The sequence below is a fragment of the Planctomycetaceae bacterium genome, from assembly GCA_039680605.1.
In the GTDB taxonomy this organism is placed as follows: domain Bacteria; phylum Planctomycetota; class Phycisphaerae; order SM23-33; family SM23-33; genus JAJFUU01.
On the sequence record JBDKTA010000067.1, the window covers coordinates 109,690 to 126,615 of the forward strand.

14 protein-coding genes and 1 tRNA gene are annotated in these 16,926 nt (G+C 66.0%); 2 read left to right on the top strand and 13 right to left on the bottom strand.

Annotated features, from left to right (window positions below; translation table 11 throughout):
* Positions 1 to 85: 85 nt before the first annotated feature.
* The 11 genes from ABFD92_19910 to ABFD92_19960 form a co-directional block, all read right to left on the bottom strand.
* A complete protein-coding gene (locus ABFD92_19910) occupies positions 86 to 1,126 on the bottom strand; it encodes a prenyltransferase/squalene oxidase repeat-containing protein (GenBank protein MEN6506807.1) in 1,041 nt (346 codons plus the stop codon).
* A gap of 69 nt (positions 1,127 to 1,195) precedes the next feature.
* On the bottom strand, positions 1,196 to 2,281 hold the full coding sequence (gene tsaD, locus ABFD92_19915) for a tRNA (adenosine(37)-N6)-threonylcarbamoyltransferase complex transferase subunit TsaD (GenBank protein MEN6506808.1): 1,086 nt from the start codon (positions 2,279 to 2,281) through the stop codon (positions 1,196 to 1,198).
* Positions 2,282 to 2,289: 8 nt separating this feature from the next.
* Positions 2,290 to 3,636 carry a S41 family peptidase gene (locus tag ABFD92_19920; protein ID MEN6506809.1) on the bottom strand — a complete coding sequence of 449 codons (1,347 nt, stop codon included), beginning with the start codon at positions 3,634 to 3,636 and terminating at the stop codon, positions 2,290 to 2,292.
* Between the two features lie 81 nt (positions 3,637 to 3,717).
* Positions 3,718 to 3,790: transfer RNA gene (locus tag ABFD92_19925), tRNA-Phe, on the bottom strand.
* A 24-nt stretch (positions 3,791 to 3,814) separates the two neighbouring features.
* Positions 3,815 to 6,130, bottom strand: coding sequence for a hypothetical protein (locus ABFD92_19930; GenBank protein MEN6506810.1), 2,316 nt, complete (start codon positions 6,128 to 6,130; stop codon positions 3,815 to 3,817).
* A gap of 125 nt (positions 6,131 to 6,255) precedes the next feature.
* Positions 6,256 to 8,037: an RDD family protein gene (locus ABFD92_19935; protein ID MEN6506811.1), complete on the bottom strand. Its 1,782-nt coding sequence runs from the start codon at positions 8,035 to 8,037 to the stop codon at positions 6,256 to 6,258.
* A complete protein-coding gene (locus ABFD92_19940; protein MEN6506812.1) occupies positions 8,034 to 8,960 on the bottom strand; it encodes a hypothetical protein in 927 nt (308 codons plus the stop codon). The genes ABFD92_19935 and ABFD92_19940 overlap by 4 nt, the downstream gene beginning before the upstream one ends.
* Positions 8,957 to 9,466, bottom strand: coding sequence for a hypothetical protein (locus ABFD92_19945; protein ID MEN6506813.1), 510 nt, complete (start codon positions 9,464 to 9,466; stop codon positions 8,957 to 8,959). The genes ABFD92_19940 and ABFD92_19945 overlap by 4 nt, the downstream gene beginning before the upstream one ends.
* Before the next feature lie 15 nt (positions 9,467 to 9,481).
* Positions 9,482 to 10,117 (bottom strand): cyclodeaminase/cyclohydrolase family protein, encoded by a 636-nt coding sequence (locus tag ABFD92_19950; GenBank protein MEN6506814.1) that lies wholly within the window; start codon positions 10,115 to 10,117, stop codon positions 9,482 to 9,484.
* Between the two features lie 140 nt (positions 10,118 to 10,257).
* On the bottom strand, positions 10,258 to 10,947 hold the full coding sequence (locus ABFD92_19955; protein MEN6506815.1) for a hypothetical protein: 690 nt from the start codon (positions 10,945 to 10,947) through the stop codon (positions 10,258 to 10,260).
* Positions 10,948 to 11,077: 130 nt separating this feature from the next.
* Entirely contained in the window at positions 11,078 to 11,284 is a 207-nt protein-coding gene (locus ABFD92_19960) for a hypothetical protein (protein ID MEN6506816.1), read from the bottom strand.
* Positions 11,285 to 11,412: 128 nt separating this feature from the next.
* Here ABFD92_19960 and ABFD92_19965 point away from each other — a divergent pair, with 128 nt between their 5' ends.
* Together ABFD92_19965 and ABFD92_19970 are read left to right on the top strand one after the other, a co-directional pair.
* Positions 11,413 to 12,984 carry a hypothetical protein gene (locus tag ABFD92_19965; GenBank protein MEN6506817.1) on the top strand — a complete coding sequence of 524 codons (1,572 nt, stop codon included), beginning with the start codon at positions 11,413 to 11,415 and terminating at the stop codon, positions 12,982 to 12,984.
* Positions 12,985 to 13,007: 23 nt separating this feature from the next.
* Entirely contained in the window at positions 13,008 to 13,781 is a 774-nt protein-coding gene (locus ABFD92_19970) for a prolyl oligopeptidase family serine peptidase (protein MEN6506818.1), read from the top strand.
* Positions 13,782 to 13,916: 135 nt separating this feature from the next.
* On the opposite strand, the gene ABFD92_19975 is transcribed toward ABFD92_19970, so the two are convergent.
* Together ABFD92_19975 and ABFD92_19980 are read right to left on the bottom strand one after the other, a co-directional pair.
* Positions 13,917 to 15,206 carry a CvpA family protein gene (locus tag ABFD92_19975; protein ID MEN6506819.1) on the bottom strand — a complete coding sequence of 430 codons (1,290 nt, stop codon included), beginning with the start codon at positions 15,204 to 15,206 and terminating at the stop codon, positions 13,917 to 13,919.
* A 60-nt stretch (positions 15,207 to 15,266) separates the two neighbouring features.
* Positions 15,267 to 16,919: an ATPase, T2SS/T4P/T4SS family gene (locus ABFD92_19980; protein ID MEN6506820.1), complete on the bottom strand. Its 1,653-nt coding sequence runs from the start codon at positions 16,917 to 16,919 to the stop codon at positions 15,267 to 15,269.
* Positions 16,920 to 16,926: the final 7 nt, after the last annotated feature.

Below are 16,926 nucleotides of genomic sequence, written 5' to 3' on the forward strand. Positions count from 1 at the left end.
TGTGAAGAGACCCCGCGATGTCAGCTTGTTTGCGATGCCTGATTATTGTCTGGAGCACCGCAGCTGACAAGTGCGCATGTCGAGGTCATCGGGGATAGGCCCTGGCGGCTTCGAGCATCAGGACGGCCATGGCGGTGCTGAACAGGCGTCCGCCGTAGGAGGTGTAGTAGGCGTCGGGGTTCCAGCTTCCGGCGTCGGGGCCTGAGGCGACCTGCCCGGCGATCAGCCGCTCGCGCATGAGCGGGCTCCACCGCGACCACAGACGCCCCTGGTGGCGGTACGCCGCCAGGGTGAGATAGTACTCATAGTAGAAGTTCGCCTGGTCGTCCTTCTTGGGCATGTGGTCCAACAGATACTCTGCGGCCTCGGACATCCGCGGATCGTCGGCGGACAGCCCCAGGATCTGATGGCAGAACATGCCGGCTGCAACCATCGACGGGATGGGGGTCGGGTGGACATACCCGCACAGTCCGCCGTGGCGGCCGCCGCAGACTCCGGCCAACCATCGCCGCGTCAGTTGGAACGGCTCGTCGCCGATAACGATTCCGCTCTGACGCGCCAGCAGCAGCCCGCCAAGCTGCCAGCTCGTGACGGAGGTGTCGGAATCGGTCCCTTTTGACGTGTATCGCCAACCGCCGTACTGGCGGTTCTGGGCGCGCAGCGTCACGGCAAGGGCTTTCTTGAGCGGCTCGAGCAGGGCGGGGTCTTTCGTGGTGGCGTAGAGCCGGGCCAAGGCGCTGACGACGACGCCGTGGGTGTACATGCCGTTGCCCGGACCGGTGCCGCGCGTCCAGTCGCCATCGGCGGGCTGATTGGCCAGCATCCACTTGACGGCCTGGGCCAGCGGCTGTTGGTACGGGCCTTCCTGGTCGTGTCGGGCGCCCACGGCCTGGTAGCAGAGCATGGCGTAGGCGGTGACGGTGTCGTCGCTGCAGGTGGCGCCGCGCTGGGGAGCGGCCCAGTGTCCGTCGTCCTGCTGATGGGCGGTGATCCAGGCCAAGGCTCGGGCCGTCGCGTCGGCGCCGGTCGGCGAGGCTGTGGGCGCACCGAATTGCACGGTTGCGCAGCCGCCCATCAGTGTGCAGACGCAGGTGGCGATCAAAGCGGCCCAGAGGCGATTGAACATGGTGCCCCCCTTCATTGAGATCCGCGGCAGTTGAATGCTAGACGTCGGCAGGCGTGTTTTTCAATGAAGCTATCGCCGGACGGTCGCGCGGGCTTCGAGGTCCAGTTCGGCGGTCAGACCGGCTTGGAGGTAGTGGTACGCCAGGCCGCCGATCATCGCGGCGTTGTCGACGCAGTACGCCATCGGCGGCAGGCGCAGCGTGCAGCCCAGCGAGGCGGCCAACTCACCCGCGGCGGCGCGCAGACCGGAGTTGGCGGCCACCCCGCCGCCGAGCACCAGGGTGCGGGCGCCGGTGGCGACGGCGGCGCGGCGAAGCTTGGTGCGCAGCACGTCGACGACGGCCCCCTGGAAGCTCGCGCAGAGATCGTCGATCTCCTGGGGGGTGAAGTTCTCGATGCCGGTCTTGCCCGCCGGGCGCTGGGGCGTAGCCGCGGTACGACGCCGGCGCGGACGCGTCGACTCCTCCCGCCGCCCTCCGGGGGTGCCCATGACGTGGTAAAGCACCGCGGTCTTGAGCCCGCTGAAGGAGAAATCGAGCGATTGCCCGTGGAGCAAGGTGCGGGGCAGCTTGACCGCCGACGGGTCGCCGCGTCTGGCGGCTTTGTCGATGGCGGGCCCGCCGGGGTAGGGCAGCTTCAGGATGGAGGCGACTTTGTCGTAGGCTTCGCCGGCGGCGTCGTCAATGGTCGAGCCCAGCAGCGTCATATCGATGGGGCTGCGGCAGTGATAGAGGGCGGTGTGTCCGCCCGAGCAGATCAGGGCGGCGGCGGGGTATTCGATGGGCTCGGCGTCCAGCGCGGCGGCGTAGGCGTGGGCATAGATGTGGTTGACGCCCACCAGCGGGCGGTCGTAGATCCAGGCGAGGGTCTTGGCGGCAGTGACGCCGATCAGCAGCGAGCCGATGAGCCCCGGTTCGTTGGTGACCGCCACGGCGGCCAGGTCCGACGGCGCCAGTCCCGACTGATCGAGTGCGCGGACGATGACGGTGTTAATGGCCTCAATGTGCGCCCGCGAGGCGATCTCGGGCACGACGCCGCCGTAGCGGGCGTGCAGGTCGATCTGGCTGGCCACGACGTTGGACAGCACGCGCTGCCCGCTAACGACGACGGAGGCGGAGGTCTCGTCGCAACTGGATTCCACGGCCAGGATGTTCATGGCGTCACTCACGGTCCGGTCGGGCGCGTCGCGGCGGGGAGTTTTTCGAGGGCGGCCTTGATGGCGGCGGGGTCTGCCGCCAGGTCCATCGCCCGGGCAAGCTGGCGGTCGGCCTTGAGCAGTTGCTCGCAGAGTGAGATCGCCGTGCCCGAGGCCGGTCGCGTGGCGGCATCGAGCGGGCGAGGCGCCACGCTGGCCTTTCGTCGCAGGCGCTGCAGGGTGGCGTCCGACCACGGCTGCGAAACGGCGATGTCGGGGTCGACCCCCCACCGCGTGCTTGCCGGGCGTCGCATGATCGCCAGCACGCCGCCGGCGAGAAACTCCGCCGTCGTCAGGTTGATCTGCCCCAGGCCCCCGCCCAGGTCGTACATCGTCTGCACGCAGCCTTTGCCCCGCGTGCGGGCGCCGACCAGAACGGCGCGGCGGTGTACGCTGAGCGTGCCGGCGACGATCTCGGCGGCCGAGGCCGTCCGCTGGTCTATCAGCACCACCAGCGGAACGTTGGAGACGCCCTCGGGGTGGGCCCAGTATCGCTGGTTCGGCCCCTCGCGCTGAAGGACCGTCAAGATCTCGCCGCTGCCCTGGAAGTAGCTGGCGACGCTCACTGCCGAGGGCAGCAGCCCGCCGGGATTGCCCCGCAGGTCCAGCACCACCGCCCCGGCGCCTTCGACCCGGCGCAGGACGCGCTGAAAGTCGGCGGCCGTATCCTGGATGAACTCCTGCACCCGGATGTACGCGACGCCTCGCCCCATGTCGAAACGGTGCTGCCACTGCCCGTCGCCCTGGCGGTAGAGGCCCACGACCGTCTCGATGTCGCTGTCGGCGGGGGCGAGGATAACGTCCCGCGTGGCCGCGGCGCCGGGAGAGAGGATCGTCAGCTTGACCGGCGAGAGCTGCGCCGCCAGGACCGACTCGACATCAGGGCCGATCTCCCGCACGTCGCGCCCATTGACGGCGAGAATTTCGTCGCCGCCGTAGAGGCCCGCCATGTGCGCGGGCGAGCCGGGCAGCGCCCCGACGACCATGGCTTTGCCGTCGCTGGCGTCGACCAGCAGGCCCAGGCCCCGCGTGCGCCCGCCAAGGCGCTGCTGAAAATCGGACTGCTGCGTCGGCGAGACGTAGCTGGAAAACTCGTCCAGGCCAGAGACCAGACCGGAGATCGCCCCCTGCGAGAGGCGGTCGTCATCGAGCGTGCCGCAATAGTTGGTCTCGATCAGGTCCAACGCCTTGCCCGCCGCCGCGAGCGGGGCGGGGATCGGCCGCGCCGGCGGCGGGCTGGACTGCTGGCGGGCGAACCACAGCGCCGCCGCCAGGACCAGAATCATCGCGACCCAGATCAGATTTCGCTTGGGCATGGTTACCCCGAACTTACAGCATATGGCACAGGCTTTCCAGCCCGTATCGGTCACAGCCTGGAAAGGCTGTGACAAAAGAACTGGCTAGGACTGGAGTCGAACCAGCGACGCCGGCCTTTTCAGGGCCGCGCTCTACCACCTGAGCTACCTAGCCATGCAACGGGTCACCCACTTTATCTTATGACGCGGAATTGTCAACGGGCAAACGTTCTTGCTCGGGCTTAAATTGCGTGCGGGCGACGATGTTGGGGTAAGCGAACCATTCCCGCAGCGCCAGACCCTGCTGCTCCTGGGCCAGGTCTCTGCGCAGCTCGGGCGACATCGCGTTGAACTGAGCCCGTTGCGGGGGCGTGTATCCCACCCGCTGAACGACATAGACCGCATGCTTGGGGGCAACCTCCATGACACCCACCGCCGGACTCTGCGGGTACGGCGGATTGACGTTCTCGGGCGCCAGGGCGAATATCTGGCTGTGGAGTTTCTCTACGCATTCCTCCGCCGTCTCCTGCGACGCCATCGCCGGCAGTTCGATGCCCGGAACGCGCGAGGGGAAGATCATCGTCTGTCCGCCGTACGAAAACCGCAGGCGGCGGCTGAAGGGTTCGCTGTGGGTCGTCTCGATCTTCATCGAGGCGGCGGCTTTCTCCAGACCGTCTCGCCTGGCCTGGTCGGCCAGGGCTTTGGCGCGTTCGATCGCCACGGCGTAGGCCCGCTGCGTCTTCCAGTCCTCGACAACCTGCTTGCGGATCTCGGGCGTGAGGTCCTTGGGTTCATGGGCGGGATCGACGCCCGTCAGCGTCCAGAGCAGTCGTCCGCTGACGGACCCGCCCGAGCCGTTGACGTACATCTCGGGACCCGAGCGGCCGACCTCGACCAGCGGCACGACCTTGCCCTCGTGCTTGAACGCCGACGCCGTGGAAACCAACTGCGCCAGCGACGAGCCCGTACCGCCGATACCGGTCATGGCGCTGCCCAGCACGGGATCGCCCGAGAGCGTCTTGAAGTCGATCAGTCCGGTCTGCCCGGCCTCGACGGGGAACGTGTCGGCGGCGCCGGGACCTTTGGCAAAGAGCACCCCCGACAGGGCACGGCACATGGTCCACTCGATCTTGGGCGCCTTGAGCTGCCGGGCAATCTGATCCAGCGCCTCGGCCAGCGTGATATCTTTCCCACTGACAGCCACGGGCGCCTGCCCGCGCACCACCTGCTCGTCAGAGCTCTTGAGGCCCAGCGGATAGCTGATGGCCCGCAGTCCGGCGGCCTTGGCCAAAGCGGCCAGCGCCTGCGACAGCGGACGCTGGGTGATGTCCACGGCGGGGAGTTTGACCGCCAGGGCCGCAGCGGCCTCATCGTCGAGCATCATGGCCTGGCGGACCTGTGGATAGGTCCGGGCGCCCTGGGCGTCAGCTTTCAGCAGAAGCTGGATTTCCTGGACGACCTTGCCGACCTGGCGGTCCGCTTCGAGGTCGCTGAGGCGCGCTTCGATTTCGGGCAGGGCCTCGATGAGGCTCTTGGGCACCTCGCGCGACTGCGGCGCGGTGGCCGTCGCCGGGGCGGTCGCGGTGGCCGGGGCGGTCGCCGCCGGGGCGGTGGCCTGCGTCGCGGGCGTCTCGACGGGCACGAGTTTGACGAACTGCGCCTCGTTGCGGCGATAGTAGGCGCGGGCCTCGGCCGGATCGATCCGCACGAACTTCGTCACGGCGTCCTTGGAGACCAGCAGGTAGCTCAGCGCCGCGCGGTCGGGCTGGTAGTACCCAAAGCCCATCGAATCGCAGGAGGCGAACTGCTGCGGCACGCTGGAGCGATACTTCTCGAAGAACTCGCGCACCTGCGCGTCCGTCGGATCGCCCATCGAGGCCTTGAATTTCGAAGCTGATATCTCCGCCATCCGCACGTCGATCCGCTCGCTCACCTGGGCAAAAAGCCGTTCCACCGCCGGAAGGCTCGGCGGAGTCTGCGGCAAGCCGGCGATGGCGCCCTTGCGCACCAGAAGCCAATTCGCGATGGAACTTCGCAGCATTTCGTCGCCCGATCGCCCGAGGCTCTCGATGGTCGCGGCGTAGCCCGGCGATTTCGGATCGAGGCCGATGTCGGCCAGGAAGCCATCCACTTCGTCGGCGGTAACCTGCACGCCCATGTGGTTGGCTTCGGCCAGCAGCAAGGCGTAGGCGCGCCCCATCTCGTATTCGTCAAGAGGCTGTGAAACCATCAGCCCGAAGATCGGGTCTATGGCCCTGGGCCTGCCCCCGACGCCGCGCACCAGCACGCCTTCGCGGAGGACCTTGAGTTGGTTCGAGGCATCCACGATGTCGCGATGGTTGATCGTGACCTTGCCCCCAAACGCCGTGCCGACGTTGCCCCGGGGCGAGACCAGTTCCGTCAGACCGTGCATGACCCTGTCAAAACCCTGGAAGCCGACCAGGAACGCCACCATCAGGACCACCATGATGATGATGACCATTTTCTGCCGGCGCCGGAAGAATGCGAATGCCATGAGTGCTCCTGTAGTTCGTGGCCCGACCCGTCCGGGCCGTGCTCGTCGTAGAACGCCATCGCGATCACGCGTAAGCGGCGTCAAGCAAGCCGCTTATTCTAATTCGTCACAATGCTAATGCAAGTTCAACCCGGATGATGTGCGGGAGGCTCCTGGTCGGACCGATCGGGGCTCTCCGGCGCGGCGGGGGGCGCGGGCCAACCGCGAACCACGGCCGTCCGCCCCACCATGTCGCCCAAATGCTGGCGGTGACGGGTCATGAAGACGATCAGGAACAGCAACTGCAGCGGCGGAGAGATCAGGATCATCACCTTGATCAGGTTGCGCATGAGCACGCCGCGGAAGTCGGGGCGCCGCCCGCCGTCGCCGACGAGGCGGATGTGCATCATCATCTTGCCCACCGTGGCGCCCAAGGCCAGTTCCATCACGACGGTGTACAGCACGTACGCCGTCATCGTGGCCACGATGGCGTAGCCCATCTCGGGGCTGTTCTGGAGTTCCTGGAGCACCGAGCGGATCACCTCCTGCGACAGGGGCAGGGGCTCGCCCTCGGTGAATCGCCGCGTCATCGGCGAAAGCACCAGCATGAACGGGACGGTGTCGATCAGGAACGCGACCAGCCGCTTGCCCAGGCTCGCCGGCACGACCGTCATGGGCAGCTCGAACTGTCCCGGCGGCGTCGAGGGGCGCAGCATCAGCGTCGCCAGCACCATCGCCACCAACAACGCGTAAAGGAAGTACTGGACAATCTCCGTCCCCCCGCCGGGCACCATCGCTCCGCTCAGCGGAGTGGGCTCGAACTTGCCGACCCGCCCTGAAGCGTCCGCCGTCGCGAACACCAGTGCCCCGTCGCGCCAGGCGACCAAAGCCACCTGCTCGGCAACCCGCGACACCAGCGGCGTCGCCCCGGCCGGCCAGGTCAGCACCCCTTGGTCGCTGTGGATGCTCTGCCGCCCCGCAGCCGCGCCCGCCTCATCCAGAACGATCACCTCCAGCGCCGACTGCCCCCCGGCAACCGGTCGAGAGACCACGGCTGTCATCCCGCGCTGAAACGCCATCAAAGCCAATGGACGCGAGCCCTCCCCCGCCGTCCAGGGCGTCACGCGCCACTTGTTGTCATGGAAAACGCCCAGGCGGCTGCCGCCTTCATTCGACGCCAGCACCACCACGCGATCTCCCGCGGCCGCCAGATGCCAACTCTCGGCCCCCTTAGACAGGCTTGCGGGCAGTTCCCCCAGCACCGACCAGAGCCCCTGGTAGAAGCGCCACAGACGCGGCAGCGCAGCGCCTGCGGCGGTGGCAGTCGCAGCGGTGGTGGTGGCCGCCGGGGCGGTCGCCGGCGCCGCCGGGGGACGCGCCACGACCAGCAGCGACGAGCCCGCCGCGCCGGCGAAATCTTTAGCGCCGAAGGCGGCCAGCGCCTTCGTGCCGGCGGGCCACTGGTCCTGGGGGGGAAGGGGCAGCGGTCCGGGGCGCTCTTCGATCTCCATCGGCAGCGCCATCGCCGCCAGCGGATCGTCGGACAGGAGATAGAGCTGATTGTTCAGCGGCGTGATAACCGTCGGCTGGGAGAGAGCGTTCTGCGTCACCCAGAGCCATTTCTTTCGGGAGACGGGCTTGGCGGCGGCATCGAAGGTGGCAACGGCGGCGCCGTCGTCGTCCTTGGCTGGGCGTTTGTCGTTAAGGCGGACCAGCCAGAGGCCTTCCTGGTTTCCCGCCAGCATGAACTGCCGCCGTAGCGGGAGTCTGCCTTCGGGCAGGGGCGGCTGGGCAACGTAGGCGGGTGGGGCGACCGGCGCGCTGGCGGTGGCGGGCGCGGTGGCCGGGCGGGTCTGAGCGGCTGCGGCGTGCCCCAGCGTCAACAGAAGAATAAGGCCGACCCGGGCCGGCACGGCGAAACGCGTCATTGGGAGTCCTTTGGCGGGCTGATGTTTTTGTCCAACTGGATGACGTCGACGATGCCCGGCGGGAGGTTCTCGACAAACAGCAGCGACGAACGGTCCCACTTGTCCTCGACGGTCATCTCCGAGAGCGAAAAGCGAATGCTTCGGATCGGGCTGTTAGGATGCCCCGGCCAGCTAACGGTGCTCAGCGAGATGTCGGTGGGCATGACGGCGGTGGAGGCGCCCTCGATGGGCCGGTAGCTCTTGAGGCCCGACTTGAGCGTGCGTCGCCCGTCGGGGGAGAAGAAGTCGATGCGGTAGGGGCGCAGGGGTTCCTGGTCTTTCGTCCAATCGATATACGCTTCGCGACGAAAGAGGGCATTGCCCGTAATGGGCTGGCGGTCGATGTAGCTGACCACGTAAGCGCAGGGGCTGGTACACATACTCATTACTACGGCAGGAAGGCGGGAACCGTCTTTGGGAAGTTCGGTAATTCCCAGCAAGGCCAGAAGCTGATAGGGGTCCAGGGGGATGGCTTCCAGCCCGGGCGCTCCGGCCATGGCGGTGCGACCCCAGACGGCCTGACCGCTGCCGCCGAACTGGTACCAGAAATAGTACACGCCCTCTTGAGGGCTCGATCCGATGCGGAAGATGTCGTGCCCGAGCTCGCGCCCGATCAGCACGAACCCCGGGGGGACATTGGGATTGGAGTTCTTGGCCAGCAGCAACAGACCGTCGGTGGCCAAGGGAACCAGCAGTCCGCTGCGGGCTACCGTCAGCTCGATCCTCGCCCGCGCCCAGAGCATTGGAACCTGCGCCGCGTTGGCGTTGTGTTCCTGCACCAGCGTCTGAAGCGAGACATGCTGTTCCGGGCACGCACAGCCGCCCGCCGCCACAACCGCCGCCAGCACCGCCGCCACCAGAGTTTTCTGCACGCGAGTAGTCATAGCTCCCCCTCGATTATGTCGCTCAGGCTTTGACTGACCTGCGCGATGCGGTCTTCGTCGAGCTTGGGATCGATCACCTCGTACGGCTCTCCCGTCTTGCGGAGATGCACCGACCATATCTCGCCTCCGCCCTCGACGCGGCGGCTGCGATCGTACGCCAACAGTTTCTTGCGCATCAGCACCAGCGCCAGGACGTAGCGAAAATCGATCTTCACGGGATCGTCGCTTCCCTCGAGACGCTGAAAAAAACTCAGCAGCACCGAGTCGTCTACCAGCAGGCGCTTCTTCTTTTCAGTGGACGCGGGAACCTTCGTCCGCCACACCGCATAGACGTCCGGAAGATCACCCGAAGGCACGGAACTGACGCACTTGAGGCAATAATCCTCACGGAGGAACTCCCCGTCCTGCTCGCGGACGGCCGCCACCAACTCTTCGCCGGCGCTGATGGTCGTCTGGCAGTTCCGGCACAGGGCCTCGGTCTTGGCTATTTTATATTCTCTGGCCATCGCGGCGGCGGTCCGTCAGGGGAGATATTCCTTGGAAGCGGCTTCGATTTCATCCAGCAGGCGCTGGGCTCGCGACAGGTCGGCGGCGGACGTCATTGCCAACTCGGCGGCCGCCGGTCGGTCGGCGAGATTGGGCACGTTGACGCGAACGTTGTAGTCGCTGAGCCTGGCCGCGGCCACCGCCAGCACCGCCCCGGCCAGCAGGTCGGTGATCAGGTATGAATTGACGCGGTTGACGAGACCCTTGAGATCTTCCAGCAGCGCCAGGGCGACCTTGGTAGCCTCTCGCGGAACGTCAATCGCCGCGGCAGTGGCCAGCGCCATCGCCTCGGTCTTCTCGGGGGAGTCGTCCATTTTCGTGGCGGACTGGTAGAGCGTGTAGGCCGCGATATCGTCCGCCACGAGATCTTCGAACATGCCCCGGGCCAATTCGAGCCGCCGCTGGAGTTGGGCGTAGTACTCCTCGTGCTGGGCGAACTTCTTCTTGCCGCGCGTGAATGCCAGCGACATCTCACCCAGCGCCGCCCCCAGCGCCCCCACTACTCCCGCCACGCTGCCCCCGCCGGGCGTGGGCGTTTTGGCGGCCGTCGCCGCCACAAAGTCCCGCACCGGCAACGACAACATATCCTGCTGCGATCCCTGTTCGGTCACGTTTGGCTCCTTTTCCGATGCAACAGTATAGACGGACGCCCCAACAGCGACAATGCTTCACATTGGAACTGGTAGCCCGTAGCCTGTAGCCAGTCGCCGGGAGTTGCACATGGTCTTTGTAAGCTCTTGCCGGAGAAGATTCACTTCGCTACGCGGAAGGCAGCGGAATTGATCAGAGTGAGTTCTTGCTCGCGATTCTTGTAAGACATTTCACCCCGAAAGCTCACAGGGAGGTTGTTGGTTACATCGAATAGAATAGTCCCTTTTCTCTTCATGACAGAACAGCAGTCGCTGGTGGCCCCGTCGAACTCGATCAATGCAACCTGAAGACCCTGCTGTGGCGAGACGCGGACGAGCTTGCACTCGACGCTCTCCTGGATCAATCCCCAACTAATGCATACAGGGAAGACAAGATAAGACCGGCTAATCTTCCATGTCTGTCCAACCGTCACAGGCCCCTCGGGCAAATAGGCCGCGACCTTGCCCACAATTTCTCCATATGCCGCTGCCATTTCTCCTTCGGCTTTCTGGCCAGTCTTGGGCAAATGGCGACATGAAATGACCTCGCCTCGAATCCCACAGCTCATCGTATATTTGTCTCCCATTTCCTTAGCCATGTGTTTGCTGAAATCGTCTTTGAGCGTTTCCGGTTTGGCTGTGTCGGCCACCACCCCTTTGGCGTCCTCGACGGTGCATCGAGTGAGGGTAGCGATTATAGACTTGCGGCCATTTTCTTCGCGATCCGCCAATGACGCTTGAAGCTCAAAGCCTACCGTGCTGCTTATCTTCTCTGCTGGCTGCCCTTCCCGGAAGGAACGGGTTTCAATCATTGAAAGCGTGTCTGCCGCAACGAGTATCTCGCCAGGCTTCCAATCGCACTTGAGTGTGTAGGTTTGCGGTTGACACCCGTAAATCCCCATAGCCGCAAGACAGATTGCCCAAGACAGTCTGATCATATTCTTAAGTCACAATTCCAGTGCACCGGCCTGAACGGAGATCTTCCAGCGCAGCGTCAGCCGATTCGTCCAGACGCCCGGCAGCCGCGTCGAGTTCTATCTGGTGGTCCCATGAAGCGGCGTCAAATTGATCAAACCACTCTCTGAACCGCCGCAACTCTTCGGCGTTAAGACCAGCTACAGCTTTTTCAATGTCATCGATGGTGGTCATATAAACAGTATAGAATCATTCCCCCGCACCAGCAAGTGCCCGAGCAGGAGGCCTGCTTCCAGCGTTCCGGCATCAGCGTGTCCAATCTTCGATTCCGCCCTCGGCGTCGCCGTGCCGATAGAGGAGGTATGTCTCTGCTGCATGGAACGACATCGCGACATCTATCCGCCGTCACCCGCTGGGCTTTGATCAGCCTGGTGCTGGCGGCATTGATCGGCTGGTGGTGGCCGAGCATCCGGGCCTGGGGCGCCTTGACGGGCGGGCTGATGGTCGTCTTCACGTTCTGGCTGGCCTGGCGGATCACCCTGGGCGACCGCCGCCTCGACGCCCACCCGATGTACCTGGCGCTGCTGGGCCCGGCCGTGATCCTCGGTTGGCACGCCGCCCACAGCGGAATGTCCCGCATGCCCCCCGGCGGCGCGAGTCTCTACGGCGCGCTGGACATCTCGATGCTCTTCCAGATCAGCCTGGCGGTGCTGGGATTGCTGCTGGCGCAGAGCCTGCTCGACCGCTTTGTGCATAATCCCATCATCCCGCTGATCGTCGCACTGGCGATGGCCATAGGCCCCTCCGCCGCGGCCGTCGGCGCCCTGCGCCGTGGGTGCCTCGCCGGCGAGGCGCTGGCGCTGCTGGCCTGGACGGCCCCGGTGGTGCTGCTGCAGACCCGATGGAGCATTCTCTACGGCCAAACCCTCCGCGACGCCGAGCCCCACCACCGCCGAGCCACGGCCTGGGCGGCGTCAGCCCTGGCGGCGGCGATGGTCGCTGCGATGATATTCCTCTTTCCCCGCCAGGCGATCATCACCGCGCTGCTGGCCGGGGGCACCCTTTGGGTGGCGGCGATAATCCTGCCCCAGCGGCGCAAGGCGACTTTCGCCGTCGCGCTGCTGCTGTTGGCCGGCGGCGCCGCCGCGGCGGCGACCGCGACGCCGTCATGGCCAGCCGTCCTTGCCGGAGAACCAACCGCCCTCGGACGCGGCGAACAGGCCGCGCGAGAGGTCTATTCGCTCTCAGGCGCCTCGGCCATCCTGGCTGCCGCCACCGGGTGGCTCGGACTGGCCTGGATGGCTGCCGGCGCCGCGGCCAGCCTGGTGCTCCTGCTCTGGCGAGCCAGAAAAGCGCCGCCCCAGGAGCAAACTCGCTGCAGCGCCTGGGCGGTGGCGGTGGTGTTGGCATCGGCAGCGGCGGCCGCACCCGGCGGGCTGTCGATCCCGGCGGTGACTCTGGCGGCGGCGGTGCTGTGGGGTCTGCTGCCGGTGATGACGGGGCGCGCGGGCCGGTCTCTTCCCGGCGCACTGGTCATGCTGGGCCTGTGCGCGGTGCTGCTGGCGATGGGCCTGGTGCGCGACCCGGGGTTGCTCGGTCAGATCTGGCAGTCGTTCGGGTTGCACCCCAACCTGCTGCACGCCCCGACGGGGTTCTTCGTGGCCCTGTGCGTCGCCTGGCAGGTCGGGTCTCGCCGCATCTGGATGGGCCTGCTGGGCGTGGCCGCCGTGGCGGCGGTCGGATGGGGCGGGGAGATGCTGCAGGCGGAGTTCTCAACGCGGCGTTACGCCGAGGTCCAGGACTGGTATCTTCATGTTGCAGGCTGCGTACTGGCGCTGATACCCTATCTGCTGGCGATGGGTTCGCGCCTGTGCGAACTGGAGCCCCTGCCCGAGAGCGTGATCCGCCGGCTGCAGCGCAAGGGCCGAATGTGACCGCTGCCCAACCTGGAGGCATGATGGCGATGAGACGATGCCTGGTTCTGCTGCCGTTGCTGTGCGTGTTGTCGGGCTGCCCCGTAACGCAGCCTCAGCCCACCAGCGGCAAGCTGCTCAAACTTAAGGTCTCCGCCAACCGGCAAGACTACCAGCTCTTTCTGCCCAGCGAATACACCCCCGACAAAAAGTGGCCGCTGGTGATCACGCTGCACGGCACGCACGGATGGGACGACTACCAGCCGCAGATGCGCGAATGGAAATATCTGGGTGAAAAGAAGGGGCTCATCATCGCCGCGCCGTACCTCAAGAGCCCCCAGGGCATCCTTCCGGTGCTGCACAACATCCGCGACAAGCAGCTTCAGGAAGATGAGAAGACCATCCTGGGCCTCATCGACGACGCCGTGGCCAACTACAACGTCGATCCCAATGCCGTGCTGCTGACGGGCTTCTCGGCTGGCGGATACGCGATGTACTACGTCGGCCTGCGGCACCCCGAGCGGTTCAACATGCTCATCGCCCGTGCGTGCAACAGCGATCAGGAGGTGTTCGAGTCGATCCAGTTGACCGAGGCGGCCCGCAACAAGCCCATCGCGATCTTCTGGGGCGGCGACGACCTCAAGCCCATCCAGGAACAATCCTGGGCCGCCTTCGAGTACCTCAGAACCCACAAGTGCTACCAGACGGTCAAGAAGGAGATCCAGGGCGGACACCTTCGCCGACCCGAGGTCGCCTACGACCTGTGGCGCGAGCACATGCCCAAGAAATACGTCCGCGAACCCGCCACCAGGAAGTAGCGCCCCGGGTGGCATGGCGACACGCGCAGCGGGTCGCCATGGGTAGCAGATGGATGGATGGATGCGAGGGCCGGGTGGCATGGGGACACGCGCATCCATCCATCCTCTCCCCCGGCGTGGGGACCGCGATTCGGGCTATTTGGGTCTGACGCGCTGCAGGGCGGTGGAGGAGAACTCGCTGGAGGCGATCATTGCGGCGGCTTCTTTGGCCGAGAGCACCTTGGGGACCGGCGCCACAGCGGCGCGGCGGAACGCCATGAACGCCGGGCGGTTCTCCTTGTCCGGCGGAAGCGAGAACACCCAGTCAATCACCAGCCAGTCCTGCTTGTCGCCAACCTGGCGATCGACGCTCAACTCCGCTCGCTGATAGCGATCGGGCAAGTCCTTGCTCACCGGCGCCGGGCCGACAAACAGCCACTCCTGCGGTTTAGGCCACTGCCGGGCGGTGGCTTCCCTGACGGCCGCCTCGAGGTTGTCCAGCGACGCGTAGGCCAGGTAACCCAGCGGATAGAAGTCCTCGCCCTTGTCCGTCACCAGGCGGAAGTGCGGCAGGGGCAGGACCCACCAACCGGCGACGGGGCCGCTTTCCGTTTCCGCGGCCGCTCGCGAGACCTTCACGCGCACGACATAGAGCTTCTGTCCGCGCCGCGCCGGCGCCGCCAGCAGCGGATGGCGCAGGTCGCCGGGGTACCAGTTCTTGACGAACTCGTCGGGGCACTCCATCACGGAGACCACCTGCAACTCGCCGCGCCGTGCGTCGAGGCGACCGTAGCGGTTGGTGACCTCTTCGGTCACGCTGCCGTTCTTCACCGGACCAGTCCGCTCGACCCGATAGCGAGCGCAGTACAGCTCGCGCAGCAGGTCGCTGTGGGCGCGGCCGAAGTTCCACTCGCCCTGCGTCTGGAGCGTGCCGCCCGAGAGCATCTTGGTCAGCCCCAGCACGAATTCGTCGGGATACAGCGGGGCCAGGCTGTCCTGTCTGCCGTCGTGACCGTCGGTGTTGCCCTGGATGTCGATGCTGGAGTCGTAGGGTTGGTAGTCGATGACGCTGGGGCCCCAGGGCAACATTTGCAGGGCGACGAACAACACCCCGAACGCCAGCATCCCCGTCAGGACGCCCATCAGCGCCCCGCCGATGCTGTCGACCCAGTGGTTGAACACGATGCCTCGCGAGATCAGGCGGTCGATGATGATCCGCAGCACCAGCAGCGGCAGCACGAACAACCCCATCAGGCACAACGCGTCGGCGTAGACCATGTGCGAGTCATACAGCACCGCGCGCGCCAGCGGTTCATACCACCCCAACGCCACCGCGGCGCACAACAGCGACAGCAACGCCATGATGCCGGAGTTGAACAGCCCCTGGCGCCAATGAAAGACGGCGCTTCCCAGGATGAGCAAGATAGCCACTATGATCAGAAGCATCGGTCTCTCTACTTTCTACTTTCTCCAGCTCCCCTGCTCTAGCGGCGTGCTTGCACGCCGCTAGCCTTTGCCGGTCTTTTGGGTCGCGCGGATGACTTCCTTGACGTCGATGACGCCCTCGACCACTTTGTGCAGCGCCTGCTCCTGCAGGTAGAGCATCTTGTGCTTGCGGGCGCAGGCCTTGATCTGCGCCACCGGCGCGCCGCCGGCCACCAGGCGGCGAACCTCGTCCGTCACGTCGAGCATCTCGAAGGCGGCCGTGCGACCCATGTACCCCGCCCCGCCGCAGGTGGGGCAGACGATCATCTGCGCCGGATCGGTCGCGTCGGGCTTGGGAACGTGGGCGCGATAGAACTGGTCGATGTCCATGCCCGTCAGGTTGGCCTTGACCAGCATCTGCTTGTCGGGGGTGTAGCCTTCCTTGCAGTCGGGGCAGAGCTTGCGCAGCAGCACCTGGCAGACGATGGTGCGGAGGTCTTTGACAGCCGTGACGGCCGAGCCGCACACCTTGACCCACTTGGCCATGGCCACGAAGGTGTCGCCGGCGTGCAGGCCCAGCAGGGTGGGCCGTTCCGCCGCCGATCGCAAGACCAGTTCGCTGCCCTCGGTGTCGCCGCAGCGGTCCACCAGCAGCACGTCGGGATGTCGGCGCATGACCGACGCCAGCGTGGCGTTGAACTGCTTGGGGTCTTTGTAGGCGTTCTGGGTGATGTTCTCCAGGTCGATGCGCGGGTGCATCTCGACGGTGACCAGTTGCTTGACGAACGGGTCGTACTGGCGCAGGATCGAATACATCGTGCTGGTGATGCCGCTGCGGGGCATGCCCGAGACGATGATCAGACCGCTGGGCTCGCCGACGAGGTCCTTGATCCGCATGAGCACCTCGTTGCTCATGCCCAGCTCGTCGATGTTCGTCCGCAGCGCCTCCTGCACCACCAGGAACGTCATGCGCTGCCCGCCGGTGGTGCCCGCGCACGAGACGCGAACGTCCATGCGCCCGCTCAGACCGTCGACGGAAATCTCGCCGTCCTGCGGGCGGCGGCGGTCTTCGATATTCATGCCCGCGGCGCCCTTGAGAAACTGGATCACCGCTTCGCTGGCGGCCACGTCCATCGACAGCGTGGTCGAGAGGTCCACCACTTCGCCGTCGACGACCAGGCGGACGATGGCGGCGCGTCCGCCGGAGGTGATGTCGGCTTCGCTGGCGCGGCGACGGACGAGCTCGGCCAGGAACTGCTGCACGAGGTTGTAGGTCTGGGCGTAGGCGGGCGGCTGGTCGTCGCGCGGGACGACGAGGTGGTCGGCGGCGTCATAGAGGTTGACGTATTGCAGCAGCGGGACGGCGTGAACGACCGTATGGCTGCTCTTGCCGCCGCTGCGCAGGCGGGCCAGGAGCGTGCTCCAGGTGACCTGGAATTCTTCGCTGACGCGACCGTTGTGCCAGAACACGTACGCCAGCACCACGCTGGCGGCGATGACGGGAAAGATGAACATGCCCACCCAGAACCCCGCCGTCAGCCAGATGACCAGCCCCGCGGCGCCCGAGGCCAGGCCCGCGGGCGTCCAGTACCACCCCTCGCCGTAGAAGCGGCGGGTGTCGTGATAGATCCACGGCAGCGTCCACAGCCAGGGCGTCACCACGGCCAGCATGATGCCGATCTTGAGCAGCGAGATATACGCGTCGTTGGGAATCGCCGTCATTACCTGACCCATTCGCTGT

Bases quoted from the DNA above. Each gene is read 5' to 3' on its own strand.
- ABFD92_19910 (MEN6506807.1), bottom strand. From the start codon at position 1,126: ATGTTCAATCGCCTCTGGGCCGCTTTGATCGCCACCTGCGTCTGCACA.
- tsaD (MEN6506808.1), bottom strand. From the start codon at position 2,281: ATGAACATCCTGGCCGTGGAATCCAGTTGCGACGAGACCTCCGCCTCC.
- ABFD92_19920 (MEN6506809.1), bottom strand. From the start codon at position 3,636: ATGCCCAAGCGAAATCTGATCTGGGTCGCGATGATTCTGGTCCTGGCG.
- ABFD92_19930 (MEN6506810.1), bottom strand. From the start codon at position 6,130: ATGGCATTCGCATTCTTCCGGCGCCGGCAGAAAATGGTCATCATCATC.
- ABFD92_19935 (MEN6506811.1), bottom strand. From the start codon at position 8,037: ATGACGCGTTTCGCCGTGCCGGCCCGGGTCGGCCTTATTCTTCTGTTG.
- ABFD92_19940 (MEN6506812.1), bottom strand. From the start codon at position 8,960: ATGACTACTCGCGTGCAGAAAACTCTGGTGGCGGCGGTGCTGGCGGCG.
- ABFD92_19945 (MEN6506813.1), bottom strand. From the start codon at position 9,466: ATGGCCAGAGAATATAAAATAGCCAAGACCGAGGCCCTGTGCCGGAAC.
- ABFD92_19955 (MEN6506815.1), bottom strand. From the start codon at position 10,947: ATGATTGAAACCCGTTCCTTCCGGGAAGGGCAGCCAGCAGAGAAGATA.
- ABFD92_19960 (MEN6506816.1), bottom strand. From the start codon at position 11,284: ATGACCACCATCGATGACATTGAAAAAGCTGTAGCTGGTCTTAACGCC.
- ABFD92_19965 (MEN6506817.1), top strand. From the start codon at position 11,413: ATGTCTCTGCTGCATGGAACGACATCGCGACATCTATCCGCCGTCACC.
- ABFD92_19970 (MEN6506818.1), top strand. From the start codon at position 13,008: ATGGCGATGAGACGATGCCTGGTTCTGCTGCCGTTGCTGTGCGTGTTG.
- ABFD92_19975 (MEN6506819.1), bottom strand. From the start codon at position 15,206: ATGCTTCTGATCATAGTGGCTATCTTGCTCATCCTGGGAAGCGCCGTC.
- ABFD92_19980 (MEN6506820.1), bottom strand. From the start codon at position 16,919: ATGGGTCAGGTAATGACGGCGATTCCCAACGACGCGTATATCTCGCTG.